The 25,994-nt window shown below is 73.2% G+C and carries 17 protein-coding genes; 5 read left to right on the top strand and 12 right to left on the bottom strand.

Features of this window, described 5'->3' with window-relative positions; all coding sequences use genetic code 11:
• Position 1: 1 nt before the first annotated feature.
• From ACZ5ON_RS09170 to ACZ5ON_RS09160, 3 genes are all read right to left on the bottom strand, one after another.
• Positions 2 to 256, bottom strand: a complete 255-nt coding sequence (locus tag ACZ5ON_RS09170; RefSeq protein WP_465587966.1) for an acyl carrier protein — start codon at positions 254 to 256, stop codon at positions 2 to 4.
• Positions 257 to 324: 68 nt separating this feature from the next.
• On the bottom strand, positions 325 to 4,995 hold the full coding sequence (locus tag ACZ5ON_RS09165; RefSeq protein ID WP_465587835.1) for a beta-ketoacyl synthase N-terminal-like domain-containing protein: 4,671 nt from the start codon (positions 4,993 to 4,995) through the stop codon (positions 325 to 327).
• Positions 4,992 to 11,864, bottom strand: a complete 6,873-nt coding sequence (locus tag ACZ5ON_RS09160) for an SDR family NAD(P)-dependent oxidoreductase (RefSeq protein WP_465587832.1) — start codon at positions 11,862 to 11,864, stop codon at positions 4,992 to 4,994. The genes ACZ5ON_RS09165 and ACZ5ON_RS09160 overlap by 4 nt, the downstream gene beginning before the upstream one ends.
• 565 nt (positions 11,865 to 12,429) lie before the next feature.
• On the opposite strand from ACZ5ON_RS09160, the gene ACZ5ON_RS09155 reads away from it, so the two are divergent.
• Both ACZ5ON_RS09155 and ACZ5ON_RS09150 read left to right on the top strand, forming a co-directional pair.
• A complete protein-coding gene (locus ACZ5ON_RS09155) occupies positions 12,430 to 12,825 on the top strand; it encodes a hypothetical protein (protein ID WP_465587829.1) in 396 nt (131 codons plus the stop codon).
• Between the two features lie 128 nt (positions 12,826 to 12,953).
• Positions 12,954 to 13,625, top strand: coding sequence for a FadR/GntR family transcriptional regulator (locus tag ACZ5ON_RS09150; RefSeq protein WP_465587826.1), 672 nt, complete (start codon positions 12,954 to 12,956; stop codon positions 13,623 to 13,625).
• Between the two features lie 66 nt (positions 13,626 to 13,691).
• On the opposite strand, the gene ACZ5ON_RS09145 is transcribed toward ACZ5ON_RS09150, so the two are convergent.
• From ACZ5ON_RS09145 to ACZ5ON_RS09105, 9 genes are read right to left on the bottom strand one after another with little or no spacing between them, the layout of a single operon-like run.
• On the bottom strand, positions 13,692 to 14,549 hold the full coding sequence (locus tag ACZ5ON_RS09145) for an amidohydrolase family protein (RefSeq protein ID WP_465587823.1): 858 nt from the start codon (positions 14,547 to 14,549) through the stop codon (positions 13,692 to 13,694).
• On the bottom strand, positions 14,546 to 14,857 hold the full coding sequence (locus ACZ5ON_RS09140) for an L-rhamnose mutarotase (protein ID WP_465587820.1): 312 nt from the start codon (positions 14,855 to 14,857) through the stop codon (positions 14,546 to 14,548). Before ACZ5ON_RS09140 ends, ACZ5ON_RS09145 begins: the two co-directional genes overlap by 4 nt.
• A complete protein-coding gene (locus ACZ5ON_RS09135; RefSeq protein ID WP_465587817.1) occupies positions 14,854 to 15,501 on the bottom strand; it encodes a LutC/YkgG family protein in 648 nt (215 codons plus the stop codon). The genes ACZ5ON_RS09140 and ACZ5ON_RS09135 overlap by 4 nt, the downstream gene beginning before the upstream one ends.
• Positions 15,498 to 16,964, bottom strand: coding sequence for a LutB/LldF family L-lactate oxidation iron-sulfur protein (locus ACZ5ON_RS09130; RefSeq protein ID WP_465587814.1), 1,467 nt, complete (start codon positions 16,962 to 16,964; stop codon positions 15,498 to 15,500). The genes ACZ5ON_RS09135 and ACZ5ON_RS09130 overlap by 4 nt, the downstream gene beginning before the upstream one ends.
• The gene (locus ACZ5ON_RS09125) at positions 16,961 to 17,725 is read right to left on the bottom strand and encodes a (Fe-S)-binding protein (RefSeq protein ID WP_465587811.1); all 765 of its coding nucleotides are present in this window, start codon (positions 17,723 to 17,725) and stop codon (positions 16,961 to 16,963) included. The genes ACZ5ON_RS09130 and ACZ5ON_RS09125 overlap by 4 nt, the downstream gene beginning before the upstream one ends.
• Entirely contained in the window at positions 17,716 to 18,720 is a 1,005-nt protein-coding gene (locus ACZ5ON_RS09120; protein ID WP_465587808.1) for an aldo/keto reductase, read from the bottom strand. Before ACZ5ON_RS09120 ends, ACZ5ON_RS09125 begins: the two co-directional genes overlap by 10 nt.
• An 11-nt stretch (positions 18,721 to 18,731) precedes the next feature.
• Positions 18,732 to 19,490: an SDR family NAD(P)-dependent oxidoreductase gene (locus ACZ5ON_RS09115; RefSeq protein ID WP_465587805.1), complete on the bottom strand. Its 759-nt coding sequence runs from the start codon at positions 19,488 to 19,490 to the stop codon at positions 18,732 to 18,734.
• A complete protein-coding gene (locus ACZ5ON_RS09110; RefSeq protein WP_465587802.1) occupies positions 19,487 to 20,830 on the bottom strand; it encodes an L-fuconate dehydratase in 1,344 nt (447 codons plus the stop codon). Before ACZ5ON_RS09110 ends, ACZ5ON_RS09115 begins: the two co-directional genes overlap by 4 nt.
• Before the next feature lie 11 nt (positions 20,831 to 20,841).
• Positions 20,842 to 21,693: a fumarylacetoacetate hydrolase family protein gene (locus ACZ5ON_RS09105; RefSeq protein ID WP_465587798.1), complete on the bottom strand. Its 852-nt coding sequence runs from the start codon at positions 21,691 to 21,693 to the stop codon at positions 20,842 to 20,844.
• A 508-nt stretch (positions 21,694 to 22,201) separates the two neighbouring features.
• Between ACZ5ON_RS09105 and ACZ5ON_RS09100 the strand changes: the two genes are divergently transcribed.
• From ACZ5ON_RS09100 to ACZ5ON_RS09090, 3 genes are all read left to right on the top strand, one after another.
• Entirely contained in the window at positions 22,202 to 23,248 is a 1,047-nt protein-coding gene (locus ACZ5ON_RS09100) for a sugar ABC transporter substrate-binding protein (protein ID WP_465587794.1), read from the top strand.
• A 94-nt stretch (positions 23,249 to 23,342) separates the two neighbouring features.
• Positions 23,343 to 24,896, top strand: a complete 1,554-nt coding sequence (locus tag ACZ5ON_RS09095) for a sugar ABC transporter ATP-binding protein (protein WP_465587791.1) — start codon at positions 23,343 to 23,345, stop codon at positions 24,894 to 24,896.
• Positions 24,883 to 25,908 carry an ABC transporter permease gene (locus tag ACZ5ON_RS09090; RefSeq protein ID WP_465587787.1) on the top strand — a complete coding sequence of 342 codons (1,026 nt, stop codon included), beginning with the start codon at positions 24,883 to 24,885 and terminating at the stop codon, positions 25,906 to 25,908. The genes ACZ5ON_RS09095 and ACZ5ON_RS09090 overlap by 14 nt, the downstream gene beginning before the upstream one ends.
• Positions 25,909 to 25,994 lie beyond the last annotated feature (86 nt).

Here is a 25,994-nt window from a genome sequence, read left to right as displayed (position 1 = left end):
GTCAGCCTCGCGCGGCGTTCTGCAGCCGGTTCACCACATAGTCGACCAGCCGGCCGACGGTGAGGCCGATGATCTCGTCCAGCTCCATGCCGGCGATGAACTCGGCGAAGTTGATGTGGTCGCCCCAGCGTTCCTGGAGCCGGCCGCTGAGGGTCACCAGGTCGATGCTCTCCAGTTCGAGGTCCTCGGTGAACCGGGTCGCCATGGTGACCTCGGTGTCCGCGAGGCCGTACTCGTCGAGTACGGCGGCCAGCATGCCGGTGATCTCGCGCAGGACCTCCTGATCGGTGGGCGGGCGGTGGTTCACCGCGTGCTGACTGGTCGTCACGTCGGTAACTCCCCTGAGAGGTTGTCGGTGCCGGTGGTGGCCGCGGTCCAGGCGACCACGTACCGGCGCTCGGGCAGGCCGGGTGGGCTGCCGGTATCGGTGTAGTGGATGCGGTGGGAGCGCGGCCCCCTCCCAGCCTCCGGCCGGGGGCACCCTGCTGGCCCGGCGAGCCGGACCAGCAGGGTGCCCGGTTCGGCGGCGACGATCGCGAACTCCCGTGGCCGGCCGCGCAGTCCGGTGCCCTCCGCCTTGGCCGCCGCTTCCTTGGCGGCCCAGAACCGGGTGAGCCAGAGTGCCTCGGAGCCGCCGTCCGGGTCGGCGGCGCGGCAATCGGCGAGCAGGTCGAGTTCGGCCGGGCCGAAGGCGACGCGCAGGTCCTGCGGCGCGCTGTCGACGACCGTCTCCAGGTCGATGCCCACGCCGCCCGATCCGGCCGGCCGCACGAGTGCGACGGCCGCTTCGGCCCGGTGGGCCAGCGAGGCGTGGAGGGCCGGGAGCGTGCGGCCGTGCGCGCCGGCGACGTAGGGGCGACCGCTCGCGTCGTTCCACACCTGGATCTCGGCGGGGAACACCGGTCCTTCACCGCGGTCCCAGAGCCACCGCCGGACGGCGTCCTTGACGGCGATCCGGCCCAACAACCAGCCGCGTCGCCCGCGCGGCGGCTGATCGTGGTACCGGTCCCGCTCGGCGGAGCCCAGGTGGTTGCGCATGATCAGGTCGCGGGATGCCAGGTCCGGCCAGCGCTCGTGCAGCAGTGTCCAGCCGCCGGGCTGCACGGTGGAGAGGGTGTTGTGTTCGGGGCGGCGTTCCACCGGGCGGGTGACGGGGTCGCTGTCGAAGCGGCGGTCCTGCCAACCGTTCACCTCCGCCCGGACCTCGCCGCCGATGAGCAACTGGGCGTCGGCTTCGAGGGTGGTGTCGTCGAGGGTGGTGATCCGGATGTGACAGTCCACTTCGGTGCCGGGAGGCGGCAGTGGTCCGTACCACCGCAACCGGCGCATGCCGACGGGGAAGACCACGGTGCGCTCGGCGCGGGTGGCCATGATCCAGTAGCCGAGCAGCTGGCCGACGTTGTCCAGCAGCGCGCCGGGGGCGCCGGGTGCGGTGATCACTCCGCGGACGTGGGTGTCGCCGATCGCGGTCAGTTCGGTCAGGCCCTGGAAGGCCGGGCCGTGGAACATCCATCGCTCGTAGTAGAGCCCGGCGGCGGTCAGCTCCGGTGTCCGCTCGCCCACCGGGTCGATCGGCCATGGTTCCGGCGGCGTGATGTGACGATCAGTCAGTTCCACCGTGCCGCGGGCGTAGTCGCCGAAGGCCGCGGCGAGCCGGTCCGATCCCAGCTCCTGGAGGGTGATCTCCACGTCCAGTGGTTCCGCGGCCGGCACCCACTGCCCGAACCGCAGGTCGTGGACGGTGCCGGCGACCCGGCCCGGCAGCGCCCGCTCGGCCGCGTCCATCAGGTGCTGCACGATCGTGGTGGCCGGGACGACCGGCCAGCGGTCGGCCGGGTCGGGCCAGCCGGGGCGCTGGCGGAAGAAGCAGTGGTCGAGCAGGTACGGCATGGAGGTGGCGCAGATGCGCAGCCGGCTGGTGTGGCGACGGTCGGCGGGACGGGCGGGCGCGGCTGCGGACGCACGGGACGGTGGCGTCGGCGGTGGCGTCGGCGGCGCGGCCCGTCCGGCGTGCCGGCCGGCGGTGATCAGGTCGGCGGCGGTGCGGGCGGTGTCCCGCAGCAGGGCGTCGAGTTCGGCCGCGAGCGGTTGGCCTTCGGCGAGCGCCGCGAGGTCCGAGGCGGGGCCTGCGGGCACGGGGGCGGGTGTGGGCCCGGGCGTGCCGGCCGGCGCCGGGGCGGCCGTGTGGGACCGGGCGAGTTCGGACCGGAGCGAGGTCAGCGTGGCCTCGTCCAGCGAGACCAGGGCGCCGCTGAGGTCCAGCGGGACGGCGGGGTGCGGCCGGGCCGCCGCCGTCGAGGCGCCGGCCCGCGATTTCGCGGTCAGTGCCGCCAGGTCGGGCTCCGCGCCGATGCTCCACAACGCCGCTGCTGCGCAACGCAGTTGGGATATCCCCGGGCGGTGCGGCGCGTTGGCGGCGACCACCAGGTGGTCCCGGCCGTGCAGCGTGTCGCCGACCAGCGAGCCCAACTGCCCGGTGCCCACCTGGACGAAGGCCCGGAAGCCGTCCGCGTACAGCGCCTCCACCAGCGGCCGGAAACGCACCGGCTCCAGCAGATGGCGGACGAACAGTGCCCGGATCTCGTCCTGCCGCGTCGGGAACGGCGCGGCCGTGGTGCCGGACCAGACCGGCACGGTCGGCCGGTGCAGGGTGAAGCGCTCCGCGGACTGCCGGATCGGCTCCAGATAGGGGCTCAGCATCGGTGTGTGGAATCCGGACCGGAACGGCAGCACCTGGCCGAGCACACCGCGCGTCCGGAACCACCGGACCAGCCGCTCGACCGGTTCCTCGGGACCGCAGACGATCGACTGCTGCGGCGCGTTGTCGTGCGACAGCACGACCTCCGACAGGCCGTCCACGCTCTCCAGCGCCCCGAGCACCCGCTCCGCCGAGGCGCCGAGCGCGGCGAAGGCCAGCCCGGGAACGCGCAGCGCGTCGGGGTCGAAGGAGGACAGGAAGGAGTCCACCTCCGCGCCGGCGAAGAGGCCGCCCGCGATCATGGCGGTCCACTCGCCGACACTGTGCCCCGCGACGGCGTCCGGTGTGACGCCCAGGCGGCGCAGCGCGGTGTCGAGCAGTCGTCCGACGCCGACCACGCCCACGCCGTGCCGCCCGATGTCGCCCACCCGGTCCGTGCGGCCGGCGCCGCCGGCCGTCAGGTCGGGGCGGGGCAGCGCGAAGTGCTCGGCGACGTCGTCCACCCGCGGCGCGAACTCGCCCTCCAGGCCCGGGAAGAGGAACGCCACCCGGCCCCGTGCGGCCGCGCCCTCGCCGAGCAGCGGCTCGGGCGCGAACCACACGTCGTTGCGCCCGCGCCAGGCCCGTTCCCGGGCCACCGCGCGACGGGCCAGCGCCAGGCGCTTCGGTGTCGGGTCCACGATCGCCAGCCGGCAGCGCGGTGCGGGCACCGCGCGCTCCGGCAGGCCGGCCGCCAGTACGGCTGGGTCGTCCGCCGCCAGCATGGCGGCCAGTAGCCCGGGCCCGTCGGCGGCCAGTCTCAGCACCCGCTCGGGTTCGGTGACGGTGGCGGAAGGTCGCGGCGGGGCGGGGCTCGGGGCCGGTCCGCCGCCGGGCGCCTGTTCCAGCACCACATGGGCGTTGATCCCGCCGAAGCCGAAGGCGTTGACGGCTGCCCGGCGCGGCCGCCCCGCAGTCTCCCACGGCCGGGCGGTGGCCACGGTACGGAACCGGGTGGCCGCAAGCCGGGGATGCGGGTCCTCGCAGTGCAGGGTGGGCAGCAGCATCCCGTGGTGGACGGCCAGTGCGGCCTTGACCAGCCCGGCCACACCCGCCGCGGGCATGGTGTGCCCGATCATCGACTTGACCGAGCCGAGCACCGCCCGTTCGCCGCCCGCCGGGACCGGGCCGAACACCTCGGCCAGGGTGGCCAGTTCGGCCGCGTCACCGGCCGGGGTCGCGGTCCCGTGCGCCTCCAGCAGACCGATCGCGCCGGGTGCCGCGGGATCGAGGCCGGCCGCCTGCCAGGCGGCCCGGACCGCGCGGCTCTGGCCGCCGGGGTCGGGGTTGGCGAGGCCGGCCGTGCGGCCGTCGCTCGCCACGCCGGCGCCTCGGATCACCGCGTAGACCCGGTCACCGTCGCGCTCGGCGTCGGTGAGCCGCTTGAGCACCACCACGCCGGTGCCCTCGCCGATCAGGATGCCGTCGGCGCCCCGGTGGAAGGGCCGGATCCGCTGGCTCGGCGAGAGCGCCCGCAACTGAGCGAAGACGCTCCACAGCGTGACGTCGTGGCAGTGGTGCACGCCGCCGGCCAGCACCAGATCGCAGCGGCCGGAGGCCAGTTCACCGACCGCCTGGTCCACCGCGACCAGCGAGGAGGCGCAGGCGGCGTCCACGGTGTACGCGGGGCCGCGCAGGTCCAGCCGGTTGGCCAGCCGGGAGGCGGCGAGGTTGGGCACCAGACCGATCGCTGACTCAGGGCTTTCGGGCCCCAGCCGGTCGGTGAACGCGGTACGGACCCGATCGAGCTGACTGCGCGTCAACTCTGGTAGCAGCTCGCCGAGGGTGCGCACCAGCTGGTGTGCGCTGCGCACTCGTTGGTCGAGCCGGACCAGGCCCGGCGTGAGATAGCCGCCGCGGCCCAGCACCACGCCGACCCGGTCGCGGTCGGGCAGCCGGTCCGCACCGCCGGCGTCCTCGATCGCGGCGGCCGCGACCTGCAGCGCGATCAGCTGGTCGGGCTCGGTGCCCGGCACCGAGCTGGGCATCAGACCGAACCTGGTCGGCTGCACCTGCGCCAGTCCGTCCACGAAGCCGCCGCGCCTGCAGTAGAGCCGGTCCGCCGAGGCTCCTGCGCCGGACGCCGCGGGATCGTAGAAGTCCGCGTCCCAGCGTCCCTCGGGGACGTCCGTGATCGCGTCCACCCCCTCGACCAGGTTCCGCCAGTAGGCGGCCAGGTCCGGTGCGCCGGGCAGCAGCACCGCCATGCCCACCACGGCCGCCGGCGTCCGTCCGTCCGTCCGCACGGCGGCCCTCACCAGCCCGAGGCGGTGTAGACCACGGACCGTACCGATGGATCGCCCCAGGCGAGTTCCCGCAGCAGGGCCCGGGTGCCGGCGTCCGGGTCGATCAGCCTGACGCCGCGCCGGGCGTAGTCCGCGGCCAGTTCGGGCGAGACCATCCCGCCGTGCGGGCCGGACGGCGCCCAGGGCCCCCAGTGCACGGTCAGCGCCCGCAGGCCGGTACGGTCCCCCCAGCGGGCACCGAGCTCCTCCAGCGCGTCGTTGGCCGCCGCGTAGTCCGCCTGCCCGCGGTTGCCCAGAGCGGCGGCGATGCTGCCGAACAGGACGGTGAACCGCGGCCCGCCGGGCAGGTCGGCCAGCGCCTCCAGCAGCGCCCGCGCGCCGTCGGCCTTGGTGGCGAAGACCCGGCGGAAGGACTCGGGGTCCTTCTCGGCGAGGACCTTGTCCTCGATCACTCCGGCCGCGAACACCACACCGTCCAGCCGGCCGTACTCGGTGTAGGTCTCCTTGACCGCCTGGCGCAGTGCGGCCGGGTCGGCCGCGTCCACCGAGCGGTACCGGGCCTGGGCGCCGAGCGCGGACAACTCCGCTAGGGTGGCGGTGACTTCACGTGCGGCGAGCAGGCCGGCGGCGGTGCGGTCGATCTGCGCCAGCGGAACGCCCTGCCGGGCCAGCACGGCGCGCAGCGCCGTCCGGTCCGGGGCGGCGGCCGTCGCCGGGTCCTCCGGGCCCTCGGGCGCCGCGGTGCGGCCGATCAGCTCCAGGTGGCAGCGGGCGGCAGAGGCGAGCGTCGCCGCGAACCGCGCGGTGATGCCCCGCGCGCCGCCGACCAGCAGTACCACGGCGTCCCGGTCGAGCCCGAGCGCCGCCGCCTCCGCCGCGCCCTCCCCGGCCGGGCCAGCGCCGGTGCTGCCCAGCACGCCGAGGCCGGACTCGGTCAGGATCGGAGCCGCCCGGCCGGCCGTGCGCAGCACCACGGGCTCGTGGTCGTCCGCCCGCAGCTCGGCGAGCAGCAGGTCCGCGGCCTCCTCGGCGGACCGGTCCTCGCCGAGCTCCACCAGTCGGGTGACGCACCGCGGGTACTCGCGGGCCAGGGTGCGGAAGAGCCCGCGCAGCCCGGCGGCCCGGGAGGTGTCCGCCTCGGGCGAGGTCCGGGCGGCGAGCAGCCGGCCCGGGGCGGCGGCCAGCGCGGCCTGCAGCACGGGCACCAGCTCGGGCAGCACCGCCGCGCCGCGGTGGGAGAGCGGGTCGAGTAGCAGGACTCCGTCCAACGGCCCGTCCGCGTCGGAGAGTTCGTGTCCGGCATCGAAGGTCAGCGGCTCGGCCCCGACCGAGAGGAGCCGGGCCGCCAGGGCGTCGCGGACCCCGGTGCCGTCCTCGCCGAGAAGTGCGAAGCGGCGGCCGGCCAGCGTGCCGGGTGCCTCGTCGGGCTCGGGCAGCGGGCTGGCGGTGAAGAGCAGCCGGACCGGTTCGTGGCCCACGACGACGGCGGGCGGCAGGTTCTCGACCGGTGGATCCTCGGCCGGCAGTTCCTCCGTCGGCAGTTCCTCCGTCGGCAGTTCCTCGGCCGGCGCCGGCGCGGGGCCGGCGAGCCGGGCGGTGAGCCACTCGGTGATGGCGGCGGTGGTGCGGGCCCGGGAGAGCTCCTCCAGCTCGTCGTCGGTGAGGCCGGCGAGGTTGCCGTCCGCCCCGGCGAGATGGCGGGCCAGTCGGCCGATGATCTCGGTGCGCTTGATGGAGTCGATCGAGAGGTCGGCCTCCAGGTCGAGGTCGGGTTCGATCATGTCGGCCGGGTAGCCGGTGCGTTCGCTGATCACGGCCACCACGGCGGCCATCAGGTCCACCGGTTCCCGCCCGGCCGGCTCGGGGGCCGCCGGCGGCTGCGGGACGGTGCTCGCGGGCTCGGGCCGCGCGGGCGCGGCCAGAGCCGCCGGCGCCGCCGGCACCGCGTACGCCGGTGTGGCCGGGACCGGCTGCGCGCGTACGGACGGCTCGGCACCGGGCCCGCCGAAGTAGCTGAGCAGTACGTCCCGCTGGGCTGCGATCAGCTCGCGGCTGCTGCGCAGGAAGTCGGCGACGAGCGCGTCCGCGCCGTTGGGTTGCGGTACCTGCGTGGTCACCAGGGTCTCCGGTACGAGTCGGGCCGGTGCGAGCGCACCGGGCAGCAGTTCTCCGGCAGCGGTCCGCACCAGCTGCCCGTCCACCGTCCAGCCGGGCCGGCGCGGCTCCCGCGCCCGGCCCGCGTCCACCGCGTCCCGGCCGCGCAGCAGCCGGCCGGTCCGCACCGGCACGCCCGCGACGGCCAATTCGGCCAGGGCGTCCAGGAATCCGGACAGTCCACGGCGGCGGCCCTCGAGCGCGACCGCCCGGTGCGGCCGGTCCCCGAGGACGGCCGTCACCAGCCGGGTCAGCACCGACCCCGGCCCGGCCTCGACGAAGACCCGGGCGCCCGCCAGGTACATCGCCTCGACCTGCTCCGCGAACCGCACGGGCGCGCCGATCTGCGCGGCGAGTCCGGCCCGCACCGCGGCCGCGTCCGCCGGGTAGGCGCTCGCCGTGCGGTTCGACCAGACCGGGAACTCCGGGGCCCGTACGGCGCGGTGCGCCAGTGCCTCTGCGAACCGCTCGCCGGCACCCGCCACCAGCGGACTGTGGAAGGCGCAGGCCACCGGCAGGCGTTTGGCGCCGTACCCGGCCGCGCGCAACTCCTCGACGGCGGCGACCAGTTCCCCGGTTGGACCGGAGACGACCGTCTGTCGGGGCGCGTTGCGGTTGGCCGCCACCACCCGGCCGGCCAGCCCCGCCGCCCGCAGCACGTGCTCCACCTCCTCGGCGCTCGCCGTGACCGCGGCCATCGCCCCGGGATCGGCATCCACGCCGATGGCGTCCACGATCGCCCGCGCTCGCTCGGCGCTGAGCGCCGGCAGGTCCTCGGCCGCCAGCGCCCCTGCCGCGCACAGCGCGACCAGTTCGCCGTAGCTGTGGCCGCCGGCCAGCTGCGGGCGCACTCCGGCCAGCCCCAGCAGCTCGCAGGCGGCCAGCCCGGCCATGCCCAGCACCGGCTGCGCGACCGCGGTGTCGGTGACGGCCTCGCGTCGCCGATCGCGTGCCTCGGGAGTGAAAGCCGTCGGAGGGTAGAGGATCCGCGCGTAGTCCGGGTGCAAATGGTGCTGCACACCCGGGAAGGCCGTGAAGAGCTCCGCGAACATCCCCGGCCGCTGACTGCCCTGCCCGGGGAAGAGGAACGCCACCGCGCCCTGCTCCACCTCGTCCAGCCCGGCCAGGTGCAGCCCGACCGCCGGATCGTGCTCGCCGGCCAGCGCGCGGCGCAGCAGCCCGGCCAGCTCCGCCCGGTCCGCGGCGACCACCGCCACCTGCACCGGCCCGTGGGCCGACTCCGCCCGGCGGGCGGCGGCCAGCGCGAGGTCGCGCATCCGCCAGGGCGTCTCTGCCGCCTCGGCCAGGCGGAGCAGTTCGGCCACCCCGCGCAGTGCGCGCTCGCGGTCGGTGCCGCGGAAGGTGAACAGCTCGGCCGGCCACTCCTGCAGGCCGTGCACCGGCGGTGGTCCGGCGTAACCGCTCAGCACCGCATGGAAGTTGGTGCCGCCGAAGCCGAACGCGCTCACCCCGGCTACCCGTTCGGCCGGCGGTGCGGCCCACGGGCTGGCCTCGGTGTGGAAGCCGAACGGCGTCTTGTCCTCCTGCCAGGCGGAGTTGGGCTGCGAAAGGTGCAGGGTGGGCGGCTTGACCCCGGTGTGCAGGGCGAGCGCGGCCTTGATCATCCCGGCCAGACCGGCGGCGCACTTGGTGTGGCCGATCTGCGACTTCACCGACCCGAGCGCGCAGCTCTCCGGCGCCGCTCCCGCCTCGGTGAACACCTCGACCAGGGTGGTCAGTTCGGTGCGGTCGCCGACCACCGTGCCGGTGCCGTGCGCCTCCAGCAGCCCGACCTCGGCCGGGCTGATCCCGGCGCCGCGGTAGGCGCGTTCCAGTGCCGCCCGCTGGCCCTCCGGACGCGGTGCGGTGAGTCCCAGCGAACGGCCGTCGCTGGCGCTGCCGACGCCCTTGACCACGGCGTAGATCCGGTCGCCGTCCCGTTCAGCGTCCGCCAGCCGCTTCAGCACCAGCGCGGCCACGCCCTCACCGAGCGCGATGCCGTCCGCCGAGGCGTCGAAGGGCCGGGAACGGCCGGTCGGCGAGAGCGCGTGCACCGAGGAGAACAGCAGGAAGTCGTTGATGCCGTTGTGCAGGTCGGCGCCGCCGCACAGGACCAGGTCGGCGCTGCCCTGGACCAGTTCCTTGCAGGCCACGTCCAGCGCGGCCAACGAGGAGGCGCAGGCCGCGTCCACCGTGAAGTTGGCGCCGCCGAGGTCCAGGCGGTTGGCGATCCGGCCCGAGATGACGTTGGCCAGCATGCCGGGGAAGGAGTCCTCGGTGAGGGTGGGCAGCTGGCCGGCCAGCGCTTCGGGCACCGTGCCCAGGTAGGACGGCAGCACCGCCGCGAGCACCCCGGCGTTGGACAGGTCGCTGCCGGCCTCCGCACCGAACACCACGCCCGTCCGGGACCTGTCGAAGGGCCGGCCGCCCTCGCCCGCGTCGTACCCGGCGTCCGTCAGGGCCCGGCGCGCCGCCTCCAGCGCCAGCAACTGCACCGGCTCGATGCTGCCGAGCGCGGACGGCGGGATGCCGTAGCTCAGCGGGTCGAAGGGGATCGGCGGCAGGAACCCGCCCCACTTGGACGGTGTGGTGCCGGGCGCGCCGTCCGGTGAGTGGTACAACGCCGGGTCCCAGCGCTCGACGGGGACCTCGGTCACCGCGTCCACCCCGGCCAGGATGTTGGCCCAGAACGATGGCAGGTCGGGCGCCTGCGGGAACATCCCGGCCATCCCGATCACCGCGATGTCCAGCGGCTTCGGCTCCGTCGCCGGGCGGGGCCGCGGGTCGAGCCGTGCGCTCAACTCCTCGGCCCGTTCGGCGAGGAAGGCGGCGGCGCCGGTGCTCACCGCGGCGTGCAGCCCGGCCAGCGTCGTGGTGGCCGAACGCAGCACGGCCACCTGGCCGGCCATGAACATCCCCCGGGTCAGCTGCTCCTGCTCGTCCACCTCGACCAGCGCGCCCGCGACCCGGTCCACGCCCTTGCCGGCGATCCGCAGCCGCCCGACGTTCAGCCGCTCCAGCCGCTCCCAGACCTCCCGGTCCGGCACGCCCAGGGCCCGCAGCCGCTCCCGCTCCCGGGCGAACTCGGCGGTGAACGGGCTCGGCACGCACCGGGTGGCGTGTCCGGGCGCGGTCTGCAGCACCTCGGTCCCGCGCGCCGCCAGCACCTGCCGCTGGAACTGCGGCCGCACCGCCCCGCAGCCCACCGCCTCCTCGGTGAACAGGTAGGCCGTGCCCATCAGGACGCCGGTGGCCACCCCGCGTTCGGCCAGCGGCGCGGCCATCGCGGCCACCATGGCCGCCGAACGCTCGTCGTGCACCCCGCCGGCGAACAGGACCTCAAGTCCCGGCCGGGCATCGGGAGCCGCGCCGTCCAGGAACTCCGCCAGCACCGCCAGCTGCGCCTCCCACAGTGGAAAGCTGTGCCGCGGGCCGACGTGGCCGCCGCACTCGGCGCCCTCGAAGACGAACCGGCGTGCGCCGTCCTCCAGGAACTGGCGCAGCAGGCCGGGGGAGGGGACGTGCAGGAAGGTGCGGATACCCGCCTCCTCCAGCGCCCGGGCCTGGGAGGGGCGTCCGCCGGCGATCACCGCGTGACTGGGCCGCGCCGCCAGCACCTCGGCCAGCTGGGCGCCTCGTACCTCCTCCGGTACGAAACCCAACACCCCGACACCCCAAGGGCGTTCACCGACCGCCTCGGCGGTTCGGGCGAGCAGCTCGCGGGTCTGCTCCGGGCCGGACAGGGCGAGCGCGACGAACGGCAGCGCACCGGCTCCGGCCACCGCGGCCGCGAAGCCCGGCTGGTCGCTGACCCTGGTCATCGGGCCCTGGGTCACCGGCAGTTCGGTGCCGAGGGTGGCGCTCATCGGCGTGTCCGGTCCGAGCAGCGCCGTCGTGGCACCCGGTGTCGCCAGCGCCCGCAACCCGTCGAGTATCGCGTCCCGCACGGCGGGCACGGCGCGTCTCGCGGTGCCCCATCTCTCGGCGAAGTCAACGGCGAGGAAGCCGTCCTGACCAGCCGTCAGTTCGAGGGCCGGTTCGGATGGACCCGGCCGTCGGCGGCGCAGCACGCGGTGCCCGTCGGCCAGGATGGTCTCGGAACCGTCCATGCCGCGCACGGCCGCCGTGGTCTGCTCGCCGAGCGATGACTCGGCGAGCAGCGCGAGCTGGCTGTCCAGCACCACGCCGGCCGCACCGCCGGCCACCGCCGCCACCGCGGTGTGGACGCCGATGCCGCCACAGGCCCAGACCGGCAGCCCGACATCGGGCGCGGCCAGTAACTGCTGGAGCAGCACGAAGGTGCTCAACTCGCTGACCCGTCCGCCGCTCTCACCGCCACGCGCGATCAGCCCGGAGGCCCCTGCCCGGGTGGCCTCGCGAGCCTGCTCCAGGTCGGTCACCTCGACCAGAACCCGGTGGCCGCGGGCCGGCAGCACGGACAGCCACTGGGGAGGCGCGGCGGCCAGCACGACGGTGTGCGGTAGACCGTCGGCGAGGCCCAGTTCCTCGGGTGTGATCCTGCAGTCCCGGCCCACCCGGATGCCGAATGGGCCCGGCGCCCACTCGCGCAGGCGGGTGAGCTCCTCCCGGGACCGGCGGTCGCCGGCCCCGAGGTCCAGGACCCCCGACCCGCCCGCGCGGCACACCGCCGCGGCGAGCCGGGCGTCCGGTTCCTGGAAGGGGGTGATCCCGATGACGAGATCGGCAAGCTGCGAGGTGGGCCGCATGGACTCTCCGGTGGGGGTCGCGGAGCAACAGAGGACGTGCGAGGACGATCCGTACTCCGGACGGGGCGCTCCGGAGCTGCTGAGCTGCGGACTGCTGCGAAGTGCTGCGAAGTGCTTCGAAGTCTTGCGAAGTGTTGCGAAGTGCTGAGCTGCGGGACGGCTCCCGAGGATGCAGGGGCATGCCGATGCGTACTTGCGGCGTTCCTGCTCACTGGCGACGATAGCCGGTGTCACTGCGTGCCAGGTTAAGCTCACGTTTCGCGTTCATGCCAATGTAGCGCACACCAGGTTGCCTCCGTCACCCCTCCAACCGCACCGCAAGGAACATGACGCCGAGTCGGGTATTCCTGACCGCCGGGCAGCAACTCGGCGAACCCCTGATTCAGACCGACCGGCAATAGGGCCCGCGGCGTCGCGTGCCGATAGCTCTCGCCTGGGCGCACATCCCTCGTCGCGCGCAGCGCCGCTGCGCTCTCCTCACGATGCACGCCCAGACTCGGCTCTCGACCCGCTCCTTGATCCACGCTCCCTATTGCCGGTCGGTCTCAGCGACGGGATTTCCGCGATGGCGGCGACGGCGGCCGTACTCGACGGCCGCCCGGTCGCCATCGCGGGCGCAAGGACGCTGCGGGTCCGGGACCTGGCCACCAGGCAGGAGCTGGGCCACCCGCTCGTCGGCCACACCAAGTCGGTGTCGAAGCCGAGCACCCTGGAGCTGGCCGGCCGGCCGGCCGTGGTCAGCGGCAGCGAGGACATCACCGTGCGGGTGTCGGACCTGGCCACCGGCGAGGCGATCGGCGAACCGCTGGCCGCCTGCATGTCGGAGCTGCTGGCGGTGGCCGCGGTGGTGGTGGACGGACATCCGTCGCTCGTGCCGAAGCTCTGGGGCGGTTGGCCGCATATCGAGCAGGCGCCGGTCCAGGTGGCCGGGAGGGCCTGGAGTTCGCGGAGGACCGCGTAGCGGGTCAGACCCGTGTTTCTGCTGCTCAGAGGTCCACCTCCGGGCTTCTCCCGGCACCTGAGGGCGCTGTCCGGCGCGACCAGGTGCATACTTGCTCGTCAAACATCGGACCAGTGGAAGGCACTGACGTGGCTGTCACCGACGAGGCCATCGAGAAGATCAAAGCGATGATCCTCTCGGGTGCCCTCAAGCCGGGGGATCGGCTGCCCAAGGAGCCCGATCTGGCGGCGGAGCTGGGGCTCTCGCGGAACTCGCTGCGCGAGGCGGTGAAGGCGCTGTCACTGCTGAACGTGCTCGACGTGCGGCAGGGCGACGGTACCTACGTGAGCAGCCTGGAGCCCCCGCATCTGCTGGAAGCACTCACCTTCATCCTGGACCTGCACCGGGACGAGTCCGTGCTGGAGCTGTTCCAGGTGCGGGCCATCCTGGAGCCGGCCGCCGCCGCGCTGGCGGCCCAGCGGATGACCGACGAGCAGCTCGTCGAGCTGCGCGAGATCCTCGACCGGCTCGGCGAGAACCCGACGGTGGAGGCCCTGGTCGCCAACGACCTGGAGTTCCACGGCCGGATCGCTGCGGCGGTGGGCAACAGCGTCCTGTGCTCGCTCCTCGACTCCCTCTCCAGCCGGACGGCCCGCGCCAGGATGTGGCGCGGGCTGACCCAGGAGGACGCCGTCCAGCGGACCATCGCCGAGCACCGGGCGATCGTCGAGGCACTGGCCACCCGTGACGTGGAGACCACCCGTGCCCTGGCGACGGTGCACATCACCGGTGTCGCGGAGTGGCTCCGCCGGGCGCTCTGACGGGCGAGCCCTGACGGGTGCCGCGACGGGCGAGCTCGGACCTCCGACCGGCGCTGTGACCGGCGGTCACGGCGCCAGGCGGTACACGCGAGAAGCGTTCCCCCGGAACACGGCCTCCTTCTCCGCCGGGCCCAGCATGTCGGTGAGCCGGTCGGCCACCTCGACGGTCGTGCCGTAGGCGGCCTCAAGCGTCGAGACCGGCCAGTCGGAGCCGAACAGCACGCGCTGCGGGCCGAAGGCGTCCAGGACCGTGTCGGCGTAGGGCCGGAGGTCAGCGACCTCCCAGGCACCGGGCGTCGCCTCGGTGACCAGACCGGACAGCTTGCACACGGTGTTGGGCAGCGCGGCGAGCCGACGGACCTCGGCCGCCCACGGGTCGAGCGCCCCGGAGGCGATCGGCGGCTTGCCGAGATGGTCGAGTACGAAAGTCAGCCCGGTGAGCCGGGCGGCCACGGCGACGGCCGCGGGCAACTGGTGCGGCCTGACCACCAGGTCGTAGGCCAGGCCGGCGTCGGCGACGGCGGCCAGACCCCGCCGTACGTCCTGGCGCAGCAGCCAGTCGGGGTCCGGCTCGTCCTGGACCTGGTGCCGGATGCCCACCAGCCGGTCGCCACCCGGTCCCTCGCGCAGCGCGGCGAGGGCGTCGGCCGCGCCGGGGGCGGTCAGGTCGGTCCAGCCGACCACTCCGGCGACCAGCCGGCTCCCGGCCGCGAGGGCCAGCAGCTCCGGGGTCTCCTCGGGGACGCAGACGGTCTGCACCACCACGGTGGCGGTGACCTCGGCCGCGCGGGCCTGGGGCGCCAGATCCTCGACGGAGAAGGAGCGGTTGAGCGGTGCGAGCGCCTCGCCGGCGATCCAGCTCTGCGGCCGGACGGTCAGGTCCCAGACGTGGTGGTGGGCGTCGATGATCCGGCGGTCGGTCACAGCTCCCACACCTTGGGAAGGCCCGCGGAGGCGCCGTCGGCGGAGTAGTCGTGGACGACCTCCAGCAGCTCCGCCATCCGGGCCTGCCAGGCGATGTTGACCGGGAGCTGCTCCAGTTCGGCGAGCAGCCGGGCGTAGTCCTCGCACTCCAGCAGGTGGAAGAGCTCGGCGCCGCTGCGCCAGATGGTCCAGGAGGACACGCCGGCCGACCGGATGGCGTCGGTCAGCTCGGTGGGGACCTCGCGGTGGGCGGCCTCGTACTCGGCGATCCGGTCGGCGCGGACGCGGGTGTGCAGGGCGACTCTCACGGCTCCTCCGTGGTGACGATGATGATGTCCAGGGTGCGCGGGCCGTGCACGCCCTCGACGCGGTCGAGTTCGATGTCGCTGGTGGCGGACGGTCCGGAGACGAAGGTCAGCGGTCGCGCCGGATCCAGCCGGGAGAGCGCCTCTGGGACGTCGTCGCAGATCTGCTCCGCGCGGATGACGCACAGGTGGTAGTCGGGGACGAGGGTGAGGGCGCGCCTGCCCTGACCGGGCCCGGCGTCCAGGACGACGGTGCCGGTGACGGCGATGCCGACCGCGGCGAGGGTGAGCGTGCCGTCCAGGGCGTCGAGCTCGGCGAGGTCCAGTGCGGGGGTGTCGTGCCGCCACTGCCAGGGGCCGGCGGGGAGCTGCTCGGCCGGGAAGGCGGCCGGGAGCCCGATGGTCCGGGCACCCCGCGCGGTCAGGGCGCGGGCGATGGCGGCGGGCAGGCCGTCCGGGGTCGTGCGGGTGACGCTCGCCCGGTAGTCGGTGACGCGCTCGGCGAAGAGCGCCGTGAGGTCCTCGCCGGGCGTGGCGTGGCTGCGGCGGTAGTCGCGGGGTACCGGGACGTCGGCGGGTTCCTCGGCCGCGGGGACGTCGGCTAGGGCGGCGCGGATGCGGCTCAGGACGGTGTCGCGGGTGCTCATTCGGCGTTCTCCCGGTTCTTGCGCCACCAGCTCCGGAAGGACTCGGGCGGGGGAGCCGGGGTGTCACGGGAGTCCGACCAGCCGCTCAGCGGGCCGGGCAGACGGCGGATCCGGCCGTGCCGGGCGAGCGGCCTGGCACCGAGCGCGGCGGTCTTCTGGGCCGCGGCGAGCATCGCGGGTGAGTCGAGGACTTTCGCGGCCGCCTCCATCGCCAGGGCCTCGGGTGTGGGGATCCGGCTCCTGCGCCGCCTGGCCTGGACGACCTCGGCCCGCAGGTGGACCAGCAGCGCGGGGATGTCGATCTTCACGGGGCAGGCGTCGTAGCAGGCGCCGCACAGGGTGGAGGCGAACGGCAGGGAGGCGGCGTGCTCGACACCGACGAGCTGCGGGGTAAGTACGGCGCCGATCGGACCGGGGTAGACCGAGCCGTAGGCGTGGCCGCCGGTGCGCTCGTACACCGGGCACACGTTGAGGCAGGCCGAGCAGCGGATGCAGGCCAGTGCCTGGCGGCCGACGGTGTCGGCGAGGGTGTCGGTGCGGCCGTTGTCGAGCAGCACGAGGTGGAACTCCTGCGGCCCGTCACCGGGGGTGGTACCGGTCCAGGTGGAGGTGTAGGGGTTCATCCGCTCACCGGTGGAGGAGCGGGGCAGCAGCTGGAGGAACACCTCCAGGTCGGACCAGGTGGGCAGGACCTTCTCGATGCCCATGACGGTGATCAGGGTCTGTGGGAGGGTCAGGCACATCCGGCCGTTGCCCTCGGACTCGACCACGCCGACGGTGCCGGTGTCGGCGACGGCGAAGTTCGCTCCGGAGACGGCGACCTTGGCGGTCAGGAACTTGTCCCGCAGGTGCAGCCGGGCGGCTTCGGCGAGGTCGCGCGGCTCGTCGGTCAGGTCCTCGGGCGCGGGGCGGCCCCAATCGGCCATGGCGGCGGCGAAGACCTCGCGGATCTCGGAGCGGTTCAGGTGGATCGCGGGCACCAGGATGTGGGAGGGGCGGTCGTCGCCGAGCTGGACGATGAGCTCGGCCAGGTCGGTCTCGTAGGCGGTGATCCCGGCGTCGGCGAGGTGCTCGTTCAGGCCGATCTCCTGGGTGGCCATCGACTTGACCTTGACGACCTCGCGCTCGCCGGTGGCCCGCACCAGCTCGGTGACGATGCGGTTGGCCTCGGCGGCGTCCGCCGCCCAGTGCACGGTTCCACCCGCGGCGGTGACGGAGCGTTCCAGTTCCAGGAGGTAGCGGTCCAGGTGGCGGGCGGTACGGCGCTTGACGGCGGCGGCGGCCTCGCGCAGCTCCTCCCAGTCGTCCAGCTCGCCGGCCGCCCGGATCCGCTTGTCCCGGATCGTCGTGGTGGCCCGCTTCAGGTTGCCGCGCAGCCGGGTGTCCTTCAGGGCGCTACGGGCCGCGTCGGGGAAGGACGGAGAGCCGAGCCACACCACGCCGCGGCCATCGGAGGTGCTCATCGGGAATCTCCTCGGGAATCTCCTCGGGCGGCGCCTTCCGTGGCGGCGAGGATCTCTGCCAGGTGCATGACCCGCACCCCGCTGTCCTGGCGGGACAGGCCGCCGCCGATGTGCAACAGGCAGGAGTTGTCGGCGGCGCACAGCACCTCGGCGCCGGTGGCGAGCACGCCGGCCGCCTTGTCGGCGAGCATCGCGCCGGAGGTCTCGGCGTTCTTCAGCGCGAAGGTGCCGCCGAAGCCGCAGCAGGAGTCGGCGGCGGGCAGGTCGACCAACTCGATGCCCCGTACGGCGCGCAGCAGCCGCAGCGGCCGGTCGCCGAGCCGAAGGCCCCGCAGCGAGTGGCAGGTCGGGTGGTAGGTGACGCGGTGCGGGAAGTACGCGCCCACGTCGGTGACGTCCAGCACGTCGGTCAGGAACTCGGTGAACTCGTGCACCCGCGGGGCCAGTTCGGCGACTTCGCGGCGGAGCCAGTCGTGCCCGTACCGCTCCGCCAGCAGCGAGTGGTTCTCCCGCACCATGCCGGCGCACGAGGCTGACGGCGTGACGACGGCGTCGTACTCCCGGAAGGTCCGGGCGAAGCGGACGACCAGCGGTACGGCGTCCGGACGGTAGCCGGTGTTGAAGTGCATCTGGCCGCAGCAGGTCTGCTCCGGTGGGAACTCCACGGTGTGGCCGAGCCGTTCCAGCAGGCTGACGACGGCTCGGCCGGTGCCGGGGAAGAAGGTGTCGTTGAAGCAGGTGATGAAGAGCGCTACACGCATGGGGGCCGGCTTCTCCTCGGGAGGGGCAGGTGGTCGGGCAGCAGGCCGGTGGCCACCAGGTGCTGCCAGAGCGCATCCGGGATGTCCAGATCCAGCAGCCGGGCGGCGTCGATGATCTCCTCGGCCGAGCGGGCTCCGATCAGCGCGCTCGCGACGGCCTGCGGGGCCAGCGCGAAACGGACCGCGGCGGCCCGCAGCGGCACGCCGTACCGCTCGCAGACGGCCTGCATCCGCAGCGCCCGCTGGAGCAGTTCCGGAGGGGCGGCGGCGTAGTCGAAGGTGGCTCCGGACTTAGGGTCAGCCAGTACACCGGAGTTGAAGACGCCGCCGACGATGACACAGACGCCGCGCCGGGCGGCTTCCGGCAGCAGCTCGGCCGTCGCACCCTGGTCGAGCAGGGTGTACCGCCCGGCCAGCAGCACGGCGTCGACGTCCGTGTCGCGCACGAAGCGGGTCAGCATCCCGGCCTGGTTCATCCCGACGCCGATCGCACCCACCACGCCTTCGGCGCGCAGCCGTTCCAGGGCCGGGTAGGCCTGGCCGATGGCCTCGGCGAAGTGGTCGTCGGGGTCGTGCAGATGGACGATGTCCACCCGGTCCAGTCCCAGCCGCTCCAGGCTGGCCTCCAGGCTGCGCCGGACGCCGTCGGCGGTGAAGTCCCACACCCGGCGGTGGGTCGCGGGTACGGCGAAGCCGTTGGCGAGGTCGTCGCCCACCGGGTCGCGGAGGGGTTCGAGCAGCCTGCCGACCTTGGTGGCGACGGTGTACTCCGCGCGCGGGCGGCCGCGCAGGGCGGCGCCCAGACGGCGCTCGGAGAGGCCGAGACCGTAGTGGGGAGCGGTGTCGAAGGAGCGGATGCCGGCCGCCCAGGCGGCGTTCACCGCCCGGGCGGCAGCCTCGTCCGTCACCGGGGTGAAGAGGTTGCCGATCCCGGCCGCGCCGAAGGACAGCCGGGTGACGGCCGCGGTGCTGCGGCCGAGCCTGACTCGGTGCACGGCGGCGCTCCTCACCGGGCGGCCGGCCGCAGCCGCAGGCCGGCCATGCCGCCGTCCACCGCGAGTGCGGTGCCGGTGACCGAGGACGCGGCGGGCGAGGCCAGGTAGGCGATGGCGGCGGCCACCTCCTCGGCGGTGACCAGGCGGCCGTGCGGCTGCCGGGCTTCGAGTGCGGCGCGTTCGGCCCGCGGGTCGTCCGCGGCGTCGAGCAGGCGGCCGACCCAGGGGGTGTCCACCGTACCGGGGTTGACGCAGTTGACCCGGATGCCCTCGCGGATGTGGTCGGCCGCCATGGCGAGGGTCAGGGACAGCACGGCGCCCTTGCTCGCCGAGTACAGTGCGCGCTGCGGCAGGCCGGCGGTGGCGGCGATCGAGCAGGTGTTGACCACCGAGGCGTGGGCCGATCGCCGTAGGTGCGGCAGGGCGGCGCGGGTGGTCCGGACGATGCCGAGCACATTGACGTCCAGGACGCGGTGCCACTGGTCGTCGGGGTTGTCCTCGACCGTTCCGGCGGCGCCGACACCGGCGTTGTTGACCAGGATGTCGATGCCGCCCAGGTCCGCTGCCGCCCGCTCGACGGCCGTGCGGACCGAGGTGTCGTCGCTGACGTCGGCGAAGTAGCCGGCCAGCGGCTCGTTCACGGCCTTCGGGTCGAGGTCGAGCACGGCGACCCGGGCACCGCGCCCGGCGAGCAGTCGCGCGGTGGCCAGTCCGATGCCGGAGGCACCGCCGGTGACCAGTGCGGCAAGCCCGTCGAGTTCGTCTCTCATGCCGGAACCTCCGAGTTCTGATGCTGTGCCAGGTCGGCTACCCAGAAGTCTCCCTGCGGATAGCGGTAGGTGTCGATCGAGGCGCGGTGCATGGCCGCGGAGAACCCCGGTGCGGCGGGGGCCCGGTAGTGGCCGTCGTCGATCACCACCGGGTCCAGGAAGTGCTGGTGGAGGTGGTCGACGAACTCGATGACACGGTCCTCGGTGGTGCCGGAGAGCGCCACGTAATCGAACATCGAGAGGTGCTGGACGAGTTCGCAGAGTCCCACGCCGCCCGCGTGGGGGCAGACCGGGACGCCGTACTTGGCCGCGAGCAGCAGGATGGCGAGGTTCTCGTTCACACCGCCGACCCGCGCCGCGTCCAACTGCAGCACGTCGATGGCGCCGGCCTGCAGCAACTGCTTGAAGATGATGCGGTTCTGCACGTGCTCGCCGGTGGCCACCCGGATCGGGGCGACCCGCTCGCGGACGGTCGCATGGCCCAGCACGTCGTCCGGGCTGGTGGGTTCCTCGATCCAGTAGGGGTCGAACTCCGCCAGGGCGTTGGTCCAGCTGATCGCCTCGGCCACGTTCCAGCGCTGGTTGGCGTCGATCGCCATCCGGATGTCAGGACCGATGGCGGCACGGGCGACCCGGCAGCGGCGGATGTCGTCCGCCAGGTCGGCGCCGACCTTCAGCTTGATCTGCCGGAAGCCGTCCGCGACCGCTTCGCGGGCGAGCCGGGTGAGCTTCTCGTCGGAGTAGCCGAGCCAGCCCGGCGACGTGGTGTAGGCCGGGTATCCGCGCCGCAGCAGCTCGGCCGCCCGGTCGGCGGAACCCTCCTTGCCGCGCCGCAGCAGGTGGAGGGCCTCGTCCGGGCTGAGCGCGTCGACGATGTAGCGGAAGTCGACCTGGGAGAGCAGCCATTCGGGTGCGGCGTCGGCGAGCAGTTGCCACAGCGGCTTGCCCTCGCGCTTGGCCGCGAGGTCCCACACCGCGTTGACCACGGCGCCGATCGCCATGTGCATCACGCCCTTCTCCGGGCCGAGCCAGCGCAGTTGGCTGTCACCGACCAGATCGCGGTGCAGCGAGGCCGGATCCGCGCAGACCTCGGCGACCGAGCGCCCGACGACGTGCTCGCGCAGTGCCTCGGCGGCGGCCACCTGGACGTCGTTGCCGCGGCCGATGGTGAAGGTGAAGCCGTGGCCCTCCGGGCCGTCGGCCGACGTACGCAGTACAAGGTAGGCGGCGGAGTAGTCGGGATCGGGGTTCATCGCGTCGGAGCCGTCCAGCTCACGCGAGGTGGGGAAGCGGATGTCGTAGGTGTCCATTGCGACGATCCGCGCGGTGTCTGCGGACAACTCGGTTCCTCTCACGCGTTGCTGAGGGTCTGTCGCTGCGTGCCGAGGCGGTCGATCGACAACTCGACGGTGTCGCCCGCGCGCAGGTAGGGGGTGTCCGGAAGTCCCAGGGCCACCCCGGCCGGAGTGCCCGTGTTGATGACGTCGCCCGGGTTCAGCACCATGTACCGGCTCAGGTACTGGATCAGAAAAGCCACCTCGAAGACCATGTCCTTGGTGTTGCCGTCCTGGCGCCGCACTCCGTTGACGTCCAGCCGCAGGCCGAGCGCCTGGGGATCACCGACCTCATCCGGCGTCACCAGCCACGGGCCGAGCGGGTTGAAGGTCTCGCAGGACTTGCCGAGGTCCCACTGGCTCGAGTACTCCAGCTGGAACTCGCGCTCCGAGACGTCGTTGCTGATCGCGTAGCCCGCGATGCACTCCGCCGCCCGGGCCGGATCCGTCAGGTAGCGGGCGGTGCGGCCGATGACGACGGCCAGTTCGACCTCCCAGTCGGTCTTCACCGAGCCGCGGGGGATCAGCACGCCGTCGTCGGGGCCGACCACCGTGGACGGGTCCTTCATGAAGACCACCGGACGCTCGGGGACGGGCGCGCCCGTCTCCTCGGCGTGGTCGCGGTAGTTCAGGCCGATGCAGACCACCTTGCCGGGACGGGCGATCGGGGCCCCGATCCGTCGGCCCCCGGGCTCGATCGCCGGCAGCCCGCCCTCGGCGAGGGCCCGGCGTACCCGTGTGACGCCGCCGCCGGCGAGAAAGGCCCCGTCGATGTCGTCGGTGACGGTCGAGAGGGCGAAGGTCCGGCCGTCCCCGTCCTGGACGGCTGGCACCTCCTCGCCCGGGGCACCGATGCGCAGCAGCTTCATGGTCAGGCCTCTCGGTCAGGAGGGAGTGGAACCCCACGTCATACATCGGATGACTTGAAGGTGGCTTGAACCATATGAGTGGGTAGGTCCGAGTGCAACAAGTCCTCCGACGATTCCTGGACGCACGTCGAAGTCGGAACGGGAAGGTGCACTTCAGTGCTGAACGCCTGGAGACTAGCGAAGAGTTGGATAGCCGCGAAATCCAAATGTCACGGTTTGGAATCACCCGAGGTCTGTACTTGTCGAGCGATCATCAGGACTCGTAGTCTCCTCGTGCCCGCACCCATCCGACGATTCTCGAAGAGTCGGAGAGGCTGGGACTCGCGGTCCGGGCTCCCCTGACCCGGACCGCCGAGCAGGTGCCGGCCTCCCCGGGATGAGGGCCCCTCGGAGGCGGCCGGCACCTGCGTGCCCTCCGGCGGGTGGGGCCGAGCGCCCCTTTTCACCGTGCCGAACGCTTCGATCTCGCCCCCGCCGGCGTCTCGGCCACACCCAAGGAGACCTCACGATGAAGCTTCGCACCTCCCAGACCGTGGCAGCGGCCGTCTCGGTGCTCCTGCTGGCGGCATCCGCCACCGCCTGCAACCGCGGGTCGTCGTCCGACGCCGCCTCAGGTGGCAAGCCGGCCATCGGCATCGACCTCCCGCGCGCGGACTCCGACTTCTGGAACTCCTACGCCCAGTACGTGAAGCAGGGCACCGCCGCACAGGGCCTCAACACCCTTCCGGTCAGCAACTCGCAGAACGACGTGACCAAGCTGGTCGCCAACGTCCAGGTCTTCGAGAACACCGGTGCCAAGGCCGTGGTCATGGCCCCCCAGGACACCGGCGCCATCGCCTCCACCCTGGACACCCTCGCGGCGAAGAAGATCCCGGTGATCAGCGTCGACACCCGCCCCGACACCGGCAAGGTCTACATGGTGGTCCGCGCGGACAACAAGGCGTACGGCACCAAGGCGTGCGAGTTCCTGGGCAAGCAGCTCGGCGGCAAGGGGAAGGTCGCCGAACTCCAGGGCGCGCTCGACTCGATCAATGGCCGCGACCGCTCCGAGGCCTTCGCCGCCTGCATGAAGAGCGAGTTCCCCGACATCCAGGTGATCGAGCTCGCCACCGACTGGAAGGGCGACGTGGCCTCGGCCAAGCTGCAGAGCACGCTCGCCGCCAACCCGGACCTGAACGGCGTCTACATGCAGGCCGGCGGTGTCTTCCTGCAGCCCACGCTCGCCCTCCTCCAGCAGAAGGGCCTGCTCAAGCCGGCCGGAGAGAGCGGCCACATCGCCATCGTCTCCAACGACGGCATCCCGCAGGAGTACGACGCGATCCGCAAGGGCGACATCGACGCCACCGTCTCCCAGCCCGCCGACCTGTACGCCAAGTACGCCCTCTCCTACGCCCAGGCCGCCACCGAGGGCAAGACGTTCCAGGCCGGTCCCACAGACCACGGCTCGACCATCATCTCGCTGCCCAACGGCCTGGAGGACCAGCTCCCGGCGCCCCTGGTCACCAAGGACAACGTCGACGACAAGGCCCTGTGGGGCAACAACGTCGGCAAGTGACCCAGGACCACCGGTGAACGGCGGACCCGTCCGGCCGACGCCCACCCGGCCCGTACCGCCGCCCGCCGAACCACCCAGCGGAAAGGACCCCGCCATGGCGGACTCAAGTCCTCCCAAGAGCCCTGTCGTCGAGGCCGATGGAATCAGCAAGCGCTTCGGCGCCACCGTCGCGCTGAGCGACGCCCGCATCGCGGTCACCCCCGGCGAGTCGCACGCCCTGGTCGGCCGCAACGGTGCGGGCAAGTCCACCCTCGTCTCCATCCTCACCGGCCTGCAGACCGCCGACAGCGGCACCCTGCGCTTCGACGGCGAACCGGCCCCCGCCCACGGCGACACCGATGCCTGGCGTGCCAAAGTCGCCTGCGTCTACCAGCGCTCCACCATCATCCCCGCGCTGACCGTCGCCGAGAACCTCTTCCTCGACCGCCAGAGCAGCGGCAGCCTCCGCCCCATCAGCTGGCGGCGGCTGCGCCGCAGCGCCACCGAACTGCTCACCGAGTACGGTGTCGAGGTCGACCCGACGGCGCGCGCCGAGGATCTGACGGTCGAACAGCGGCAGTTCGTCGAGATCGCCCGGGCGCTGTCCTTCGGCGCCCGGTTCATCATCCTGGACGAGCCCACCGCGAAACTCGACGCCCGGGGCATCGAGCGGCTGTTCACCAAGCTCAGGGAGCTCCAGGACCAAGGCGTCGCCTTCCTGTTCATCTCGCACCACCTCAAGGAGATCTACGATCTCTGCGGCACGATCACCGTCTACCGCGACGCCCGGCACATCGTCACCGCGCCGGTCTCCGAACTCGACCAGCACGCCCTGGTCGAGGCGATGACGGGCGAGCGGACCCGCACGTCCGCGGCTGACCGGGACGTCACCGAATCGGTGTCCACCGACGCACCGGTGCTGCTGGAGATCGAGAACCTGACCCTGCCCGGCTTCTACCGGGACGTCGAGCTGACCGCCCGGGCCGGTGAGGTCGTCGGCCTCGCCGGGGCCACGGCCAGCGGCAGCGTCCAGCTCGGTGAGACCGTCGCCGGCCTGCACCGCCCGCGCGGCGGCCGGATCACCGTGGCCGGCCGGCCCGTCCGCACCGGCAAGGTCCCCGCCGCGCTCGCCGCCGGCGTCGGCTTCGTGCCCGAGGACAGGCACGTCCAGGGCCTGGTCCCGCAGCGCAGCGTCGCCGAGAACGCCACGCTCACTGTCACCGACCAGCTCGGCCCGTGCGGCACGGTGCTGCCCTCACGCACCCTGGCCTTCGCCCAGCGCATGATCGCCGACCTCGACATCAAGACCCCCGGACCGGCCACCCCGGTGTCGGCGCTGTCCGGCGGCAACCAGCAGAAGGTGGTCATCGCCCGCGCCCTGGCGACCCGACCGCACGTCCTGGTCGCCATCCGACCGACCAACGGCGTCGACATCAAGTCCAAGGAATCCCTGCTCGGCACCGTCCGTCAGGTCGCCGACGAGGGGAAGACGGCCCTGATCGTCTCCGACGAGCTCGACGACCTGCGGGTCTGTGACCGCGTCGTGGCCATGTTCCACGGCCGGGTCGTCGCGGAGTTCGACCGCGGCTGGAGTGACGAACAGTTGGTCGCCGCGATGGAAGGCGTGGCCGACCTACCCGACACGAAGGAAGGCCATGGCCACCACTGACCTCACCGAGCACAGCGCGGCCACCGCGGGGCCGGACGGCCGCCGGTTCGACCTCGCCCGCTATCGCGACCTGTCCCTGCTGCCGGTCCTCGTGGTGCTCGGCATCATCGGCTTCGCCGTCTCCCCGGCCTTCCTCACCGCCGACAACCTCCTGGGTGTCGGCCAGCAGGCCACCGAGCTCAGCCTGCTGGTCCTCGCCGAGGCGATGATCCTGATCACCGGTCGGATGGACCTCTCCCTGGAGTCCACCATCGGTGTGGCGCCGGTCATCGCGGTCTGGCTCGTGCTGCCGGATCACGGTGCCCGGTTCAACGGACTCGGGCTCTTCCCCGGATGGGCCGCCATCCCGCTCTGTCTGCTCGTCGGGGCCCTGATCGGCGCCGTCAACGGCTTCCTGATCCTCAAACTGCGGCTCAACGGCTTCATCGTCACCCTCGGCGGGCTCACCCTGCTGCGAGGTCTTCAGGTCGCCGTCTCCCAGGGGCAGTCGATCGTCAACGTCCCCGGCTCGTTCCGGTACCTGGGCAGCGCCTCCTGGCTGGGCGTTCCCGCGGCCATCTGGATCTGCGCCGTGCTCTTCCTGCTGGCAGGCTCCGCGCTGGCCTGGCTGCGGCCCGGCCGGGCACTGTACGCGATCGGCGGCAACGCCGAGGCGGCGCGCGCCGCCGGGATCCAGGTGGACAAGATCACCTGGGCCGTCCTCATCCTCGGCAGTCTGCTCGCGGCGTTCGCCGGCATCCTCTACACCGGGCACTACGGTTCCATCTCCGCCGACCAGGGCAACGGCTGGATCTTCCAGGTCTTCGCCGCCACGGTCATCGGCGGCGTCAGCCTCAACGGGGGGCGCGGCACTCTCTTCGGTGCGCTCACCGGCGTGCTGACCCTCCAGCTGGTGGTCAACGTCATGACCCTGGCCGGTGTGCCGCCGCTGTGGAACCAGTTCCTCAACGGCGTGATCATCATCCTCGCGCTGATCGTCTCCCGGTTCGCCTCCGGTGAGAAGCAGGAGTAGCGCTCTCAGCCGAGGTCCGGTGTCCGGATTCCCAGGCCGCGCGGCGCGGCCGCCCGAGGCCCTCACAGGGGGCGGCGCGCCGCCGG

The sequence above is a fragment of the Kitasatospora sp. NPDC032150 genome, assembly GCF_055579945.1.
This window is presented reverse-complemented; position numbering and strand designations above follow the sequence as displayed.

Coding starts and splice junctions, on each gene's coding strand:
- ACZ5ON_RS09170 (WP_465587966.1), bottom strand. CDS start 256: ATGCTGGCCGCCGTACTCGACGAGTACGGCCTCGCGGACACCGAGGTC.
- ACZ5ON_RS09160 (WP_465587832.1), bottom strand. CDS start 11,864: ATGCGGCCCACCTCGCAGCTTGCCGATCTCGTCATCGGGATCACCCCC.
- ACZ5ON_RS09155 (WP_465587829.1), top strand. CDS start 12,430: ATGGCGGCGACGGCGGCCGTACTCGACGGCCGCCCGGTCGCCATCGCG.
- ACZ5ON_RS09135 (WP_465587817.1), bottom strand. CDS start 15,501: ATGAGCACCCGCGACACCGTCCTGAGCCGCATCCGCGCCGCCCTAGCC.
- ACZ5ON_RS09130 (WP_465587814.1), bottom strand. CDS start 16,964: ATGAGCACCTCCGATGGCCGCGGCGTGGTGTGGCTCGGCTCTCCGTCC.
- ACZ5ON_RS09125 (WP_465587811.1), bottom strand. CDS start 17,725: ATGCGTGTAGCGCTCTTCATCACCTGCTTCAACGACACCTTCTTCCCC.
- ACZ5ON_RS09115 (WP_465587805.1), bottom strand. CDS start 19,490: ATGAGAGACGAACTCGACGGGCTTGCCGCACTGGTCACCGGCGGTGCC.
- ACZ5ON_RS09105 (WP_465587798.1), bottom strand. CDS start 21,693: ATGAAGCTGCTGCGCATCGGTGCCCCGGGCGAGGAGGTGCCAGCCGTC.
- ACZ5ON_RS09100 (WP_465587794.1), top strand. CDS start 22,202: ATGAAGCTTCGCACCTCCCAGACCGTGGCAGCGGCCGTCTCGGTGCTC.
- ACZ5ON_RS09095 (WP_465587791.1), top strand. CDS start 23,343: ATGGCGGACTCAAGTCCTCCCAAGAGCCCTGTCGTCGAGGCCGATGGA.
- ACZ5ON_RS09090 (WP_465587787.1), top strand. CDS start 24,883: ATGGCCACCACTGACCTCACCGAGCACAGCGCGGCCACCGCGGGGCCG.